This window comes from Streptomyces sp. NPDC030820 (assembly GCF_055572075.1).
Genome location: NZ_JBVIEB010000008.1, coordinates 249,710 through 264,795, shown reverse-complemented (window position 1 = coordinate 264,795; position 15,086 = coordinate 249,710). Strand labels below are relative to the sequence as shown.

The window sequence follows — 15,086 nt, the reverse complement described above, 5'->3', positions numbered from 1 at the left end:
AGGCCGGTCAGAGGAAGGTCTGCCCCTCGCCCCGGTAGGTGGGCACGGTCGCGGAGACCGTGTCCCCTTCGATCAGATGCAGCGCCTCGAACCGCTCGCACAGCTCGCCCGCCTTGGCGTGCCGGAACCACACCTTGTCGCCGATGAGCAGATCGTCGGCGGGCGAGCCGAGCAGCGGGGTCTGCACCTCGCCGGGGCCTTCCTGGGGGTCGTACTTCAGTCCCTCGGGCAGGTACGGCACCGGCAGCCGGTCCGGGCCGGCGGCGCCGGAGGCCGGGTAGCCGCCGCCGAGCACGGTGACGACCCCGACCCCCGGCCGCCGTACGACGGGCTGGGCGAACAGGGCCGCCGGACGGGCGGTGAACGACGTGTAGTTGTCGAAGAGCCGGGGCACGTACAGGCCCGAACCGGCCGCTATCTCGGTCACCGCGTCCTCGGCGGCGGTGTGCTGCACACTGCCCGTGCCGCCGCCGTTGACGAACTCCAGCTCCGGCACGACGGTCCGTACCGCGCGCACGACCGCGGCCCGCCGCTCGGCCAGCTCCCGGCGCGCCGCCGCCTGCATCAGCCGGATCGCCCGGGACCTCAGCGGCCGCCCGGCCACCGCGTCCCCGACCCCCGCGATGTGCCCCTCGTACGCCATGATCCCGACCAGCCGGAAGCCCGGACGCCGGGCCACCGACCGAGCCAGATCGGCGAGTTGGGCGGGGGAGTGCAGCGGAGAACGCCGCGCCCCGACCCGGACCCGGCCGCCGAGCAGCTTCAGCGAGGTGTCCAACTCCAGGCAGACACGCACCACTTCGCGACCGCCGTCGCGGGCGGCGTCGATGAGGTCCAGATGCGCGGGATCGTCCACCATGACGGTGACCGCGCCGGCGAGCTTGGGATCGGCGGCCAGCTCGGCGAAACCGCTCCGGTCGGCGGACGGATAGGCCAGCAGCACGTCGTCGAAACCGGAGCGCGCGAGCCACAGCGACTCGGCCAGCGTGAACGACATGATCCCCTGGAAGCCGTCCATCGCCAGGACGCGCTCCAGCAGGGCCCGGCAGCGCACGGACTTGCTGGCGACCCGGACCGGCTTGCCGGCGGCCCGGCGGACGAGATCGGCCGCGTTGGCGTCGAAGGCGTCCAGGTCCACGATCGCGAGGGGGGCGTCGAGATGGGCGGTGGCCCGGTCGTAACGGGCCCGGTCGGCGGCGCGCGCAGTCATGACGGAAGCCTGCCAGACAGGATTACCGCAGGGTAGGGGGACGTTCCGGGCAGATGCCCCGGCGCCCCGGACTGGTTCTGATTCCGGCCCGGACAACCCGTAGAGTGACGCGCACGTACGGCGGAACGCGCCCGGCCGCTTCACCTGAACCGGGATGCCGGTCCGGACGTACGGGTATGCGTGCCCGGGACGGAGCTTCCGCGTCGGGCGCGGCCGAGCAGCGCAGCGGCCCGCGTACGTGAGGACGGCCCGGGCACGAGGAAACGGGGGGTGCATGAGCACGGAAGCGCGCCACGCTCCCATCCCGCCGCGCCCCTCGGTCCCGCCCGACGACCCCGACGACGAGCCGTCGGTCTTCACCCCGCGAGCCACTCGCCCGGCCACCGGGCGCGCGGCAGACGCGGAGGGCGCCTCTTCGGGGGCCGCCCCGGCCGAGGGCCGGTCTTCGGTGGGGTCAGCCGGAGGCGAACGCCGGGTTCCGGACAGGGGCTTCATGGGCGATGGCCGGTCTTCGGCGGGGCCCGCCGCAGGCGACGCCCGGGCGTCGGCCGCGGGGCTCATGGGCAGCGACGCGGGTGGCTCGGCGTCGGCCGGAGGGACTGCGGGCAAGGGCTCGCCTTCCGCCGTGCGCTCTGCGGAGAGCGGCCCCCGCTCCGCCGGGCCGTCCGCGGCCAACGGCGCCGCGCCTGCCGGGGGGCCTGCCGTCAGTGACTCGCGTTCTGCTGGGCGGTCCGGCGTCAATGGTTCGCCCTCTGCCGGGCGGTCCGGCGGCGGTGGCTTTTCCTTTGACGGGTCGCCCGCGGGCAATGGTGCTGCGGTTGCCGGGGGGCCTGCCGCGAGTGACTCGCGTTCTGCTGGGCGGTCCGGTGTCAATGGTTCGTCCTCTGTCGGGCGGTCCGGCGGTGGTGGCTTTTCCTTTGGCGGGTCGTCCGCGGGCAATGGTGCTGCGGTTGCCGGGGGGCCTGCCGTCAGTGACTCGCGTTCTGTTGGGCGGTCCGGCGGCGGTGGCTCTTCCTTTGGCGGGTCGTCCGCGGGCAACGGTGCTGCGCCTGCCGGGCAGGCCGCTGCCAGTGACTCGCGGTCCGGCGTCGACGGCTCGTCGTCCGGTGAGGTCGCGGCGCCGGACGGCCGGCCGTTCCGCGAGGGCTCTGGTCCCCGTGCCGGGCAAGGGCGTCGGGCCGTGGGGGCGCGCCCCGTCGTGCCCGAGGTCGGTGCACCCGTGAGTCCGCCTCCGCCGCCGGCCTCCGCCCGGTTCCCCGACGCGCCGCCGAGCACAGGGCGCGATGCGCACCGCCCCGTACCTGAGTCCCGGCGGCCGGGAGCCCCGGTGGAGACCCCCTCGGAGACGACGGCCCGGCTCCGCCCGGTCACCGTCTCGGGGACGACGGCCCCGCCCCGACCGGTCACCCCGTCGGAGACGACGGCCCGGCTGCGCCCGGTCACCGACGCCCCCCGCGCCGCTGCCGCGCCCGGCCGGTCCTCCGGCGGGTCGGGCGGAGAGCGTCGTACCGCCGCCGCGTCCGCCTCCTCGGCGTCCGCCGGGCACCCGGAGACGGGCGCATGGAGTCCCATGGCGCCCGCGCATCCCGTCGGTCCGCCGCCGGCCGTGGGCGGCTTCGTGCCGGACCCGGCGCTGTCCTGGAGCGCTCCGGCCGCGCGGCCCGTCATGGCGGCCGGGGACACCGAGTCGTTCGGTGCGCGGACATGGCACCGCATCGGCCCCCGTACCGCCGCCGCTGCCGCCTGTCTCGTGCTCGGTCTCGGTCTCATCGGCGGTGCCGTGACCGGGAGTTGGCTCACCGACGACGGCGGGGACGACGCCTCCGGCGACCACTTCGCCACCGCCGGGGCGCTCTGGCACAACACGCCCGTCGACCAGCTGTTCCCACCCACCCTGCAGGGCACCGGCGCCGGACCCGGCGGCGCCGACCGCACCTGGACCAGGATCGCCGTGGCCCCGGACACCGGCTGCGCGCACGCCTTCGACCCGCTGCTGCAGAAGGTGCTCGCCCCCGTCGGCTGCCAGCGGCTGCTGCGCGCCACCTACACCGACGCCACCCAGAGCTACGTCACCACCGTCGGCCTGCTCTTCACCAAGGCCGACCCGGCCGCCATGGCCGCGCTGGCCCACCAGTTCCGCGCCGAGCGCCTGGACCGGCGTGCCGACCTGATGCCCCGGCCGTACGCCGCCAAGGGCACCGCAGCGGCCGGCTTCGGCGACAAGCAGCGGGCCTCCTGGACGATCTCCGTGCTCACCGACGCCCCCGTCGTCGCCTACGCCGTCTCCGGCTGGGCCGACGGCCGCAGCGTCGACGTGCCCCAGCCCGCCGCCGACGCCGTCAGCGCCGGTGCCGCCACCGCACCGGCCCAGGCCGGACTCGGCAACGAGGCCCAGGGCCTGGCCGACCGCATCGAACGCCGCCTGCGCCAGAGCATCGGCACGGCCACGGAGAAACCTTCATGAGGCGATCGAGGCAATCGGCACGCGCCCGTCACCGCGTGGAACCCGCCGGCGCGGCGCTGAGCCTGCTGCTCGCCGGTGCCCTCGTCCTGACGCCGGCCACCACCGCCCACGCCGACGGCATCCGCGCCCAGCAGTGGGGCCTGTCCGCGCTGCACCTGGACGAGGCCTGGCGGACCACCAAGGGCCGGGGCGTCACCGTCGCCGTCCTGGACACGGGCGTCGAGGCCGACCACCCCGACCTCGCCGGCAACGTCCTGCCCGCCAAGGACATGATCGGCTTCGGCGCCGAGCAGGGCGACCGCGACTGGGCCCGGCACGGCACCGCCATGGCCGGCATCATCGCCGGGCACGGCCACGGCCCGGGCGGCAGCGCGGGTGTCATGGGCGTCGCTCCGGAGGCGAAGATCCTGCCCGTGCGGGTGATACTGGAGGACGGCGACCCCGCCCGGGCCAAGGCCCGTACCAGCCGCGGCAACGCCCTCGCCGACGGCATCCGCTGGGCCGCCGACCACGGCGCCGACGTCATCAACCTCTCCCTCGGCGACGACTCGAACTCCGCGCACCCCGAGCCCAGCGAGGACGAGGCCGTGCAGTACGCCCTGAAGAAGGGCGTGGTGGTCGTCGCCTCCGCGGGCAACGGCGGGGACAAGGGCGACCATGTCTCCTACCCGGCCGCCTACCCCGGCGTCATAGCCGCGACCGCCGTGGACCGCTACGGCACCCGCGCCTCCTTCTCGACCCGCCGCTGGTACGCGGCGGTCAGCGCACCCGGCGTCGACGTGGTCATCGCCGACCCCGACCACAAGTACTACGAGGGCTGGGGCACCTCGGCCGCCTCCGCCTTCGTCTCCGGCGCCGCGGCCCTGGTCAAGGCCGCCCACCCCGAACTGACCCCGGCCCAGATCAAGCAGCTCCTGGAGGACACCGCCCGGGACGCGCCGGTCGGCGGCCGGGACGACTCCCGGGGCTTCGGCATGATCGACCCGGCGGCGGCACTGCGGGCGGCCGAGCGGCTCAGGCCGCAGAGCCTGCGCGCGGCGTCGTACGGGAAGAAGTACTTCGGCACCGGCCCGGACGCCCCCAGGGCCACGTCCTCGACCGCCGACTGGGCGGGCCCCCTGGCCGGCGGCACCGGCGGGGTCCTGCTGGTGTCGGGCGTGGTGCTGTGGCGGGGCCGCAGGCAGCGGGTCTGAGGCGCACCCCGGATCACCTGGCGCCGGGAGCCGGATCACTCACCGGCGAACGCCGACACCGCCGCCTTCGCCGCCGCCTCCACCAGCGCGATGCCCTTCGCCCGAGTCTCCGTGCCCTTCGACAGCACCGCCACCAGATAGTCGGTGCCGTCCACCGTGATCCGTCCGATGCTGTTCACGTCCCACAGCCCCGTCGTGCTGCGCGCCAGCCAACCGTTCTTCAGCGCCCAGGAGTTGCCCTCCGCGGCGGCCGACACCCCCCACTGCTGGTCCGCCTCGACCGACTTCATCAGCCCCTGCAGATAGGTCCGGGAGGCCGCGCTCAGCCTGGAGTCCTCGCCGAACACCTGCTGGAGCAGGACGAGTTGATCCGCCGTCGTGGTCTGCGTCAGCCCCCACAGCTCACCCTCGCCGCCGGAGGTCGCGGTCAGTCCGAAGCGCCTGTTCGCCGCGTCCAGGCCGTCCGCCCGCCCGATCGTGTGCCACAGCGCCGTGGCGGAGGCGTTGTCGCTGTTCTCGATCATCTTCGTGGCGTACGCCTGCTCGGTCGCCGTCAGCCGTCGGCCCGCGTCCTGCGCCTGGAGCAGCAGCGTGGCCAGGATGTCGACCTTCACGATGCTCGCCGTGTCGAAGGCCGCGTCGCCGTACGCGGCGCTCTCCCCGGAGTCCACCGCCAGCACCGCCGCCGACACCTGCGCGCCCGACGGCACGCTCACCGCCGTCAGCGCCTTGCCCAGCAGCGCTTTCCGGTCCACCGCCGGCTCCGTCACGGGCTCCACCGAGGCCTCCTCGCCCGCCCCGGCCGAGGAGGAGGCCGAGGGCGTCGCCGCCGACGATACGGCCGCCGTCCCCGGGTGCGCCCGCGCCTTCACATACACGGTGCCCCCGGCCGTGACGCCGCCCACGGCGACCACGGCCAGCGCGACGGAAAGCAGCGGACGGCGCCGGGACGGGCGCGCACGACGGCCACGGCGGGCTCTGGAGGACTCCATGGCCGCGATGTTCGGGGCGTGGAGTGTGCGCCCCGTTAGGCGGATGTGAGATCCGGGTCAGCGAATGCTGAGATTCCTGTGAAAGCGATGACGGCACTGTTTCCGGCCCCGCACAAGGGCTGCAGCTTCCCCCCTATAGGGTCGGTGACCGTGGCGAACAAGAACATTCCCGACCCCGGCTTCTCCGACGACGACGGCTCCGCCGACCCCCGGCTGAGCGCCGCGCTCGCCGCGTGGGCCGAGGACCGCAGCGCCCTCGGGCCCGTCCTGGAGGCGCTCAAGGGCGCCCGCCTGCTGGTCCCGGTCGTCGCCGTGCTCGGCGAGGTCGAGGAGGACGAGAACGGGCTGCGCCGCGAGAAGACCAGCGACATGGCCGTACCCACCCTGAAGGCCGGCGACCGCACCGCGCTGCCCGCCTTCACCTCCACCGACTCCCTCGCCCGCTGGGACCCCGCGGCCCGCCCGGTCGCCGTACCCCTGCACCAGGCGCTGCAGGCCGCCGCCCACGAGAAGGCCGACACGGTCGTGCTGGACCTCGCCGGACCGGTGCCCTTCGAGCTGACCGGCCCGGCGCTGCTCGCCCTCGCCGAGGGCCGCACCAGCACCGACCCGCTCGCCGACCCGGCCGTCGTCGAGGCCGTCCGTACGGCCGTGGCGGCCGAGCCCGCCGTGCTGCGCGCCCACCTCGGGCCCGGACGGGCCGACGGCACCCTCGCCCTGGTCCTCGACCCGGCCGTCCAGCCCGCCGAGGCCGCCCGCGCGGTCGCCGAGCGGCTCGCCGCCGACGAAACACTGAGGGCCCGCCTGGTGCGCGGCCTCGACCTGGCACTGCTGCCGGCCGGGACCACGCCTCCGGGCGAGCCCCTGTACGTACGCGGGTAGGGAATTTACCGCCCTGGGTCAGCCGTAGACCGGGCCGGTGTACTTCTCGCCCGGCCCCTGGCCCGGCTCGTCCGGGACGATCGACGCCTCGCGGAACGCCAGCTGCAGCGACTTCAGACCGTCGCGCAGCGGCGCCGCGTGGAAGGAGCTGATCTCGGTCGTGCTCGCGTCCAGCAGGCCGGCGAGCGCGGTGATCAGCTTGCGGGCCTCGTCCAGGTCCTTGTGCTTCTCGCCCTCCTCGCTCAGCCCGAGCTTCACGGCGGCGGCGCTCATCAGGTTGACGGCGACCGTCACGATCACCTCGACGGCGGGGACCTCGGCGATATCGCGGGTCATCGCGTCGAAGTCGGGGTTCTCAGGAGGGGTCTCACTCATGCCCCACACGATAAGCGGTGCGCCGGAGAGCCCTGGGAGAGCCCTGGCAGAGCCCGTGGGTGTGCTTCGATTAGCCCTTCCCCGTCGGTGCTGCTAACCTTGTGTAACGACCGGCTGGACAGCACTGCATGCCCAGCCCACAAGTGGAGGCTCCGATCTCCCACCTGACCGTCCCCCGGGACGGCGGGTCACCCGGTCAGGCGGCCACCATCGTTCCGTACGGACGATGGAGTCGCCCGAAAGTGCGCCCCGCGGTCACCGCGGCGGTGCTCCGGTAGTCATTGGAGCCCCGCCTGTGATCGTCCGGGGCATTTTTTGTGCTTCGGCGCGGTTAGGTCTAACGAACAGACATACGCGGCCGTCCGCCAGACCGCCGTGTGGTGCTACCGAGGAGGATCCATCAGCGCCGAGCCCCGCATCAACGACCGGATTCGCGTTCCCGAGGTGCGACTTGTCGGTCCCAGTGGCGAGCAGGTGGGCATTGTCCCGCTCGCTAAGGCACTGGAGCTTGCGCAGGAGTACGACCTGGACCTGGTCGAGGTCGCGGCGAACGCCCGTCCGCCCGTGTGCAAGCTCATGGACTACGGGAAGTTCAAGTACGAGTCGGCCATGAAGGCCCGTGAGGCGCGCAAGAACCAGGCGCACACGGTCATCAAGGAGATGAAGCTCCGGCCGAAGATCGACCCGCACGACTATGACACCAAGAAGGGTCACGTCGTACGGTTCCTCAAGCAGGGCGACAAGGTCAAGATCACGATCATGTTCCGTGGTCGCGAGCAGTCCCGTCCCGAGCTGGGCTACCGACTGCTGCAGCGCCTCGCGGAGGACGTCCAGGACCTCGGTTTCGTCGAGTCGAACCCGAAGCAGGACGGCCGAAACATGATCATGGTTCTCGGTCCGCACAAGAAGAAGACCGAGGCCATGGCCGAGGCCCGACAGGCGCAGGAAGCCCGCAAGGCGGAGGCGAAGGCCAACCCCGGTCGTTCGCAGAACCCTGCCGAGGCTGAGGCGTCCGCCGAGGAGCCCGCCGAGGCGTGATCCCCGGGGGACTCAAGGTCCCCGAGGATGTAACCGACAGAAGAGAGCGACGCTCCACCGTGCCCGGTTTCGCGACCGGGCACCGGAGCGCCACCGACGAGGAGATAACGGCGCTATGCCGAAGAACAAGTCGCACAGCGGTGCCAGCAAGCGCTTCAAGATCACCGGCTCCGGCAAGGTGCTCCGCGAGCGCGCCGGCAAGCGCCACCTGCTCGAGCACAAGTCGTCCCGCGTCACGCGTCGCCTCACCGGCAACGCCGAGATGGCCCCGGGCGACGCCGCGAAGATCAAGAAGCTTCTCGGCAAGTGACGCGGCGGCGCCGACCGAGCGCCGTGCGTCTGGACCGGGACCGAATCGTTTCCGGGTCGTGTGAGGACCACCACGACCCCGCTACAAGGAGTTAACAAGTGGCACGCGTCAAGCGGGCAGTCAACGCCCACAAGAAGCGCCGGGCGATCCTCGAGCAGGCCTCCGGCTACCGCGGTCAGCGTTCGCGCCTGTACCGCAAGGCCAAGGAGCAGGTCACCCACTCGCTGGTCTACAACTACAACGACCGCAAGAAGCGCAAGGGCGACTTCCGTCAGCTGTGGATCCAGCGCATCAACGCCGCTGCCCGCGCCAACGGCATCACCTACAACCGCTTCATCCAGGGTCTGAAGGCCGCGAACGTCGAGGTCGACCGCAAGATCCTGGCCGAGCTGGCCGTCAACGACGCGAACGCGTTCGCCGCGCTCGTCGAGGTCGCGCAGAAGGCGCTGCCTTCGGACGTCAACGCGCCCAAGGCTGCGTGACGCTGCGCTGGCTTTGAGCCGACGCTCACTGGACCCGCAGGCTTTTATGGCTTGCGGGTCCTGTTGTTTGGGGTCCCAGGTGGTCTTTTGACTGCGGGCCGGTGGGGCTTTCTCGCGCAGTTCCCCGCGCCCCTGGGTTGGCTGCAACGCCGCAGTTGAAAAAGCGCCGCACGTTGAAATCTCCTGAAGGTGAAGAAGAGGATGCCCCCCGTCAGCCCCGAGCTGATCTCCCCCCGCTCCGCTCGTGTCGCCGCTGCCCGGCGGCTGGCCAAGCGGAACTTTCGGGGTAAGGACCGGCTGTTTCTCGCGGAGGGGCCGCAGGCTGTCAGGGAGGCGGCTGGGCATCGGGTCGGCGGTGCGCCCACGCTCGTCGAACTGTTCGCCACCGTCGAGGCCGCGGAGCGGTACGCCGACATCATCGGGGCCGCACGCAGTGTCGGTGCCCGGGTGCACCTGGCCTCCGAAGAGGTCATCGCCGACATCTCCACGACCGTGACCCCGCAGGGGCTCGTCGGCGTGTGCCGGTTCCTGGACACGCCGTTCGAGGAGATCCTCGCCGCCCGGCCGAAGCTGGTCGCCGTGCTCGCGCATGTGCGGGACCCCGGGAACGCCGGGACCGTGCTGCGGTGCGCCGACGCGGCCGGCGCCGAGGCGGTGGTGCTCACCGACGCCTCCGTCGACCTGTACAACCCCAAGGCCGTACGCGCCTCCGTGGGGTCGCACTTCCATCTGCCGGTCGCCGTCGGGGTGCCGGTCGAGCGGGCGGTCGCGGGGCTGAAGGACGCCGGGGTGCGCATTCTCGCCGCCGACGGGGCCGGGGACCGTGACCTCGACGAGGAGCTGGACAAGGGGACCATGGGCGGGCCCACCGCCTGGGTGTTCGGCAACGAGGCCTGGGGGCTGCCGGAGGAGACCCGCGCGCTCGCGAACGCCGTGGTGCGCGTGCCGATCCACGGAAAGGCCGAGAGCCTGAACCTCGCCACGGCCGCCGCCGTATGTCTCTACGCATCGGCCCGTGCACAGCGCGCCTCCGGAGGGTGCCGCTCCGTCACCCAGAGCTAGTAGGGTGACCAACTCGGGGCCCTGCGCCGTCTGAGAGGTGGGGTACGGGGATGAGTGTGGCCGGCACGAGCACCGCGCCGGAGGGGCGGGACGCGCGGCGTACACCCGTGCCCCGGCATGGTGACCACGGCTTCGCCCTGGACCCCGACCAGCTGCCCGACGGCCTCGTCGTCGCCGACGAGCACGGCCGGGTCGTCTGCTTCAACGCCGCCGCCGCGCGGATCACCGCCGTACGCGCCGCCGAGGCCCTCGGCCAGCCGCTGGAGAAGGCGCTGCCGCTTGAGGATCTGGAGGGCCGCCGCTGGTGGCAGCTCACCGATCCCTACGGAGGGCTCGCGATCCGGGCGCGGCAGCCGGAGCGCAATCTGCTGCTGCCCGGCAGCCGGGAGGTGCTGGTCTCCGCCCGGTATGTGCGGGAGCGGCCCCTGGGGCCCGTCCAGCGGGTCGTCGTCTCCCTGCGGGACACCGAGGCGCGCCGCCGTACCGAGCGCAGCCACGCCGAGCTGATAGCGACGGTCGCCCATGAACTGCGCTCGCCCCTCACCTCCGTGAAGGGCTTCACCGCGACCCTCCTCGCCAAGTGGGAACGCTTCACCGACGACCAGAAGCGGCTGATGCTGGAGACCGTCGATGCCGACGCCGACCGGGTCACCCGGCTCATCGCCGAGCTGCTCGACATATCCCGGATCGACTCCGGGCGGCTGGAGGTGCGCCGGCAGCCCGTCGACATCGGGGCCGCCGTCTCCCGGCACATCCAGGCCTACGTCGCCGCCGGCCAGCCCGCCGACCGCTTCCTGCTCCGCATCGAACAGCCGCTGCCCGGTCTGTGGGCCGACCCCGACAAGATCGACCAGGTGCTCAGCAACCTCATCGAAAATGCCGTGCGACACGGCGAGGGAACCGTCACCATGGACGTGACGCCCTGCGCATCCCCGCGCGAGGGCGAGGAAACCGGCACGTCGGTCACGGTGAGCGACGAGGGTCCCGGCATCCCGGAGGAGTCCATGAACCGCGTCTTCACCCGCTTCTGGCGGGGCAGCAAGCGCGGCGGCACCGGGCTCGGGCTGTACATCGTCAAGGGCATCGTCGAGGCCCACGGCGGCACCATCACGGTCGGCCGCGCCCCCGGCGGCGGCGCCGAGTTCCGATTTACGTTGCCCGTGGGGGCACCGGCGTATCTCGCCTGACGAGACCCGGAGCAGCCCGCGGGCGCATTCGCCTACCTCCACCCCGTTAGACTCGGCCTTTGGCACCTTTGTGTCCTTCACGCGGCCCTCACGAGTCGGTGACGGGGGACCATCCGCCTGGGGGCACCTCCCAGCGTCAGCTGGGGGACAATCGGAAGCACGGGAAGAGATGTCGGCACCGAATAAGTCGTACGACCCTGTAGAGGTCGAGGCGTTGAAACCGGAAGAGATCGAGCGCATGCGGGACGGGGCGCTCGCCGCCTTCGCCGCCGCGGACTCCCTCGACGCGCTCCACGAGGCCAAGGTCGCCCACACCGGCCCCGCCTCCCCGCTGGCCCTCGCCAACCGCGAGATCGGCGCCCTGCCCCCGCACGCCAAGGCCGAGGCCGGCAAGCGCGTCGGCATGGCCCGCGGCGCCGTGAACAAGGCCCTCGCCGCCCGCCAGACCGAGCTGGAGGCCGAGCGGGACGCCCGCGTGCTGGTCGAGGAGGACGTCGACGTCACGCTGCCGTACGACCGCGTCCCGGCCGGCGCCCGCCACCCGCTCACCACGCTCTCCGAGCGCATCGAGGACATCTTCGTGGCCATGGGCTACGAGGTCGCCGAGGGCCCGCAGGTCGAGGCGGAGTGGTTCAACTTCGACGCCCTGAACATCGGCCCGGACCACCCGGCCCGCGGCGAGGCCGACACCTTCTTCGTGCAGGGCCCGGACGGCGGCACCGAGTCCGGTGTGGTGCTGCGCACCCACACCTCGCCCGTGCAGATCCGCTCGCTGCTCGACCGCGAGCTGCCGGTGTACGTGATCTGCCCCGGCGTGGTCTACCGCACCGACGAGCTGGACGCCACCCACACCCCGGTCTTCCGCCAGGTCGAGCTGCTCGCCGTCGACGAGGGCCTGACCATGGCCGACCTCAAGGGCACCCTGGACCACATGGTCCAGTCGCTGTTCGGCGAGGGCATGAAGACCCGGCTGCGGCCGAACTTCTTCCCCTTCACCGAGCCGAGCGCCGAGATGGACATGCTCTGCTACGTCTGCAAGGGCGAGTCCGTCGGCAACCCCGACCGGCCCTGCCGCACCTGCTCCAGCGAGGGCTGGATCGAGCTCGGCGGCTGCGGCATGGTCAACCCGCGGGTGCTCACCGCCTGCGGCGTCGACCCGGAGAAGTACAGCGGCTTCGCCTTCGGGTTCGGCATCGAGCGGATGCTGATGTTCCGCCACAACGTCGAAGACATGCGAGACATGGTCGAGGGTGACATCCGGTTCACCCGGCCGTTCGGGATGGAGATCTGATGCGGGTCCCGCTTTCTTGGCTGCGGGAGTACGTCGACCTGCCGGCCACCGAGACCGGCCGTGACGTCCAGGCCAAGCTCATTTCGGCCGGCCTGGAGGTCGAGACCGTCGAACAGCTCGGCGCCGACCTCACCGGCCCGCTCGTCGTCGGCCAGGTCCTGACGATCGAGGAGCTGACGGAGTTCAAGAAGCCGATCCGCTTCTGCACCGTCGACGTCGCCCAGGCCAACGGCACCGGCGAACCGCAGGAGATCATCTGCGGCGCCCGCAACTTCGCGGTCGGCGACAAGGTCGTCGTGGCCCTGCCCGGCGCCGTGCTGCCCGGCGACTTCCGGATCGCCGAGCGCAAGACCTACGGCCGGGTCTCCCGCGGCATGATCTGCTCCAGCGACGAGCTGAACATGGGCGACGACGGCACCCACGGCATCATCGTGCTGCCGCCGGAGACCGAGGTCGGCAAGGACGCCGTCGAGCTGCTGGAGCTGGTCGACGAGGTCCTGGACATCGCCGTCACCGCCAACCGCGGCGACTGCCTGTCCATCCGCGGCGTCGCCCGCGAGGCCGCCATCGCCTACGGCCTGCCGCTGCGCGACCCGGCCCTGATCGACGTACCGGCCCCGAACGCCTACGGCTACCCGGTCCAGATCTCCGACCCCTTCGGCTGCGACCGCTTCACCGCCCGCACCGTCACCGGCCTGCGCCCCGAGGCCCGCTCCCCGATCTGGCTGCAGCGCCGGCTGCAGAAGGTCGGCATGCGCCCGATCTCGCTCGCCGTCGACGTCACGAACTACGTGATGATGGAACTGGGCCAGCCGCTGCACGCCTACGACCGCAAGCTGGTCCAGGGCACCATCGGCGTGCGCCGCGCCGAGGAGGGCGAGAAGCTCGTCACCCTCGACGGCGTCGAGCGCAAGCTGCACGCCGAGGACCTGGTCATCACCGACGACCGCGGCCCCATCGGCCTCGCGGGCGTCATGGGCGGCGCCAACACGGAGATCGCCGACCACGAGGTCACCGAAGACGGGGTGAACGGCACCACCGACGTGGTCATCGAGGCGGCCCACTTCGACGCCGTCGCGATCGCCCGGACGTCCCGCCGTCAGAAGCTGCTGTCCGAGGCCTCCCGCCGCTTCGAGCGCGGGGTCGACCCGCAGGCCGCCGCGGCCGCCGCGCAGCGCACCGTGGACCTGCTGGTGCTGCTCGCGGGCGGTACGGCCGAGGCCGGCGTCACCGAGGTCGTCGCGCCCTCCGCGCCGCACACCATCACCATCCCGGCCGACCACCCGGACAAGGTCGCGGGCGTCGTCTACGGCCGTGAGACGGTCGTCCGCCGTCTCCAGCAGGTCGGCTGCGACGTCTACGGGCAGGACGAGCTGACCGTCACCGTCCCGTCCTGGCGGCCCGACCTGGTCGACCCGAACGACCTCGCCGAAGAGGTCATCCGCCTGGAGGGCTACGAGAACCTGCCCTCCACGCTGCCCAAGCTCCCCTCCGGCCGTGGCCTGACCCACCGCCAGCGGCTGCACCGCCGGGTCGGCCGCGCGCTGGCCGGCGCGGGCTACGTCGAGGCGCCGAACTACCCCTTCGTCGGCGAGCAGGTCTTCGACCAGCTCGGCCTGGCGGCCGACGACCCGGCCCGCCGTGTCGTCAAGCTGGTCAACCCGCTCAGCGACGAGGAGCCCGCGCTGCGTACGACGCTGCTGCCGGGCCTGCTCGGTGCCCTGCGGCGCAACGACGGCCGGGGCTCGCACGACCTGGCACTGTTCGAGACCGGGCTGGTCTTCCACCCCCGTGAGGAACAGCGGGTCGCCACGCATCTGCCCGTCGACCGGCGTCCCACCGACGAGGAGATCGCCGCGCTGAACGCTGCGCTGCCCGAGCAGCCACGGCACGTGGCCGTGGTGATGAGCGGTGCCCGCGAGCAGGCCGGCTGGTGGGGCAAGGGCCGTCCGGCGGACTGGGCGGACGCGGTGGAGGCCGGACGCGCCGTGGCGCGGGAAGCCGGCGCCGAGCTGATCGTCCGCAAGGGCCAGTACGGCCCCTGGCACCCCGGCCGCTGCGCCGAGCTGGCGGTCGTCGCCGACGGTGCGGAGCAGGTCGTCGGCCACGCGGGCGAGCTGCACCCGCGCGTGCTGAAGGCCCTGGGGCTGCCCGAGCGCACCTGTGCGATGGAGCTGAACCTGGACGCCCTGGAGGCGGTGGGCGACGGCGCCCCGCAGGCGCCGAGCATCTCCACGTTCCCGGTCGCCACGCAGGATGTCGCCCTCGTGGTCGACAAGCCCATCCCCTCAAGGGAGGTCGAGACGGCGCTGCGTGAGGGTGCGGGTGAACTCCTCGAGTCCATCCGGCTGTTCGACGTGTACGAGAACGCCGAGCAGCTGGGCGAGGGCAAGAAGTCGCTGGCGTACGCGCTGCGGTTCCGGGCCGGTGACCGGACGCTGACCGTGGACGAGGCGTCGGCGGCTCGGGATGCGGCGGTTGCCCTGGCGGGCGAGCGCACGGGGGCCGTCCTCAGGGGCTAGTCGCCGGGGAGCATTGCTGTTGTCGGCCGGCTGCGGGTCTTCCGTGGCCGGCCGCGCCGTTCCCCGCGCCCCTTGGGG

The 15,086-nt window shown here is 72.7% G+C and carries 13 protein-coding genes; 10 read left to right on the top strand and 3 right to left on the bottom strand.

Annotated features, from left to right (window positions below):
- Positions 1–7 precede the first annotated feature (7 nt).
- Positions 8–1,210, bottom strand: coding sequence for an amino acid deaminase/aldolase (locus ACZ418_RS23605; protein WP_468366073.1), 1,203 nt, complete (start codon positions 1,208–1,210; stop codon positions 8–10).
- A 1,327-nt stretch (positions 1,211–2,537) separates the two neighbouring features.
- Between ACZ418_RS23605 and ACZ418_RS23600 the strand changes: the two genes are divergently transcribed.
- Both ACZ418_RS23600 and mycP read left to right on the top strand, forming a co-directional pair.
- Entirely contained in the window at positions 2,538–3,674 is a 1,137-nt protein-coding gene (locus ACZ418_RS23600) for a hypothetical protein (protein WP_468366070.1), read from the top strand.
- Entirely contained in the window at positions 3,671–4,867 is a 1,197-nt protein-coding gene (gene mycP / locus ACZ418_RS23595) for a type VII secretion-associated serine protease mycosin (RefSeq protein WP_468366068.1), read from the top strand. The genes ACZ418_RS23600 and mycP overlap by 4 nt, the downstream gene beginning before the upstream one ends.
- Before the next feature lie 35 nt (positions 4,868–4,902).
- On the opposite strand, the gene ACZ418_RS23590 is transcribed toward mycP, so the two are convergent.
- Positions 4,903–5,859, bottom strand: coding sequence for a serine hydrolase (locus tag ACZ418_RS23590; RefSeq protein WP_468366066.1), 957 nt, complete (start codon positions 5,857–5,859; stop codon positions 4,903–4,905).
- Positions 5,860–6,009: 150 nt separating this feature from the next.
- Here ACZ418_RS23590 and ACZ418_RS23585 point away from each other — a divergent pair, with 150 nt between their 5' ends.
- Entirely contained in the window at positions 6,010–6,741 is a 732-nt protein-coding gene (locus tag ACZ418_RS23585; protein WP_468366063.1) for an SseB family protein, read from the top strand.
- 18 nt (positions 6,742–6,759) lie between these two features.
- On the opposite strand, the gene ACZ418_RS23580 is transcribed toward ACZ418_RS23585, so the two are convergent.
- The gene (locus ACZ418_RS23580; RefSeq protein WP_361250467.1) at positions 6,760–7,116 is read right to left on the bottom strand and encodes a DUF1844 domain-containing protein; all 357 of its coding nucleotides are present in this window, start codon (positions 7,114–7,116) and stop codon (positions 6,760–6,762) included.
- A gap of 375 nt (positions 7,117–7,491) precedes the next feature.
- Between ACZ418_RS23580 and infC the strand changes: the two genes are divergently transcribed.
- From infC to pheT, 7 genes are all read left to right on the top strand, one after another.
- Positions 7,492–8,154: a translation initiation factor IF-3 gene (gene infC, locus ACZ418_RS23575; protein ID WP_078630469.1), complete on the top strand. Its 663-nt coding sequence runs from the start codon at positions 7,492–7,494 to the stop codon at positions 8,152–8,154.
- Between the two features lie 115 nt (positions 8,155–8,269).
- Positions 8,270–8,464 (top strand): 50S ribosomal protein L35, encoded by a 195-nt coding sequence (gene rpmI, locus ACZ418_RS23570; protein WP_003977225.1) that lies wholly within the window; start codon positions 8,270–8,272, stop codon positions 8,462–8,464.
- A gap of 98 nt (positions 8,465–8,562) precedes the next feature.
- Entirely contained in the window at positions 8,563–8,946 is a 384-nt protein-coding gene (gene rplT / locus ACZ418_RS23565; protein WP_006141703.1) for a 50S ribosomal protein L20, read from the top strand.
- Between the two features lie 201 nt (positions 8,947–9,147).
- Complete coding sequence (locus tag ACZ418_RS23560; protein WP_468366059.1) at positions 9,148–10,008, top strand: TrmH family RNA methyltransferase; 861 nt, start codon at positions 9,148–9,150, stop codon at positions 10,006–10,008.
- 50 nt (positions 10,009–10,058) lie between these two features.
- Positions 10,059–11,195, top strand: coding sequence for a sensor histidine kinase (locus ACZ418_RS23555; protein WP_468366056.1), 1,137 nt, complete (start codon positions 10,059–10,061; stop codon positions 11,193–11,195).
- A gap of 169 nt (positions 11,196–11,364) precedes the next feature.
- Positions 11,365–12,486, top strand: coding sequence for a phenylalanine--tRNA ligase subunit alpha (gene pheS, locus ACZ418_RS23550; protein ID WP_468366053.1), 1,122 nt, complete (start codon positions 11,365–11,367; stop codon positions 12,484–12,486).
- Positions 12,486–15,008, top strand: coding sequence for a phenylalanine--tRNA ligase subunit beta (gene pheT / locus ACZ418_RS23545; protein ID WP_468366050.1), 2,523 nt, complete (start codon positions 12,486–12,488; stop codon positions 15,006–15,008). The genes pheS and pheT overlap by 1 nt, the downstream gene beginning before the upstream one ends.
- Positions 15,009–15,086 lie beyond the last annotated feature (78 nt).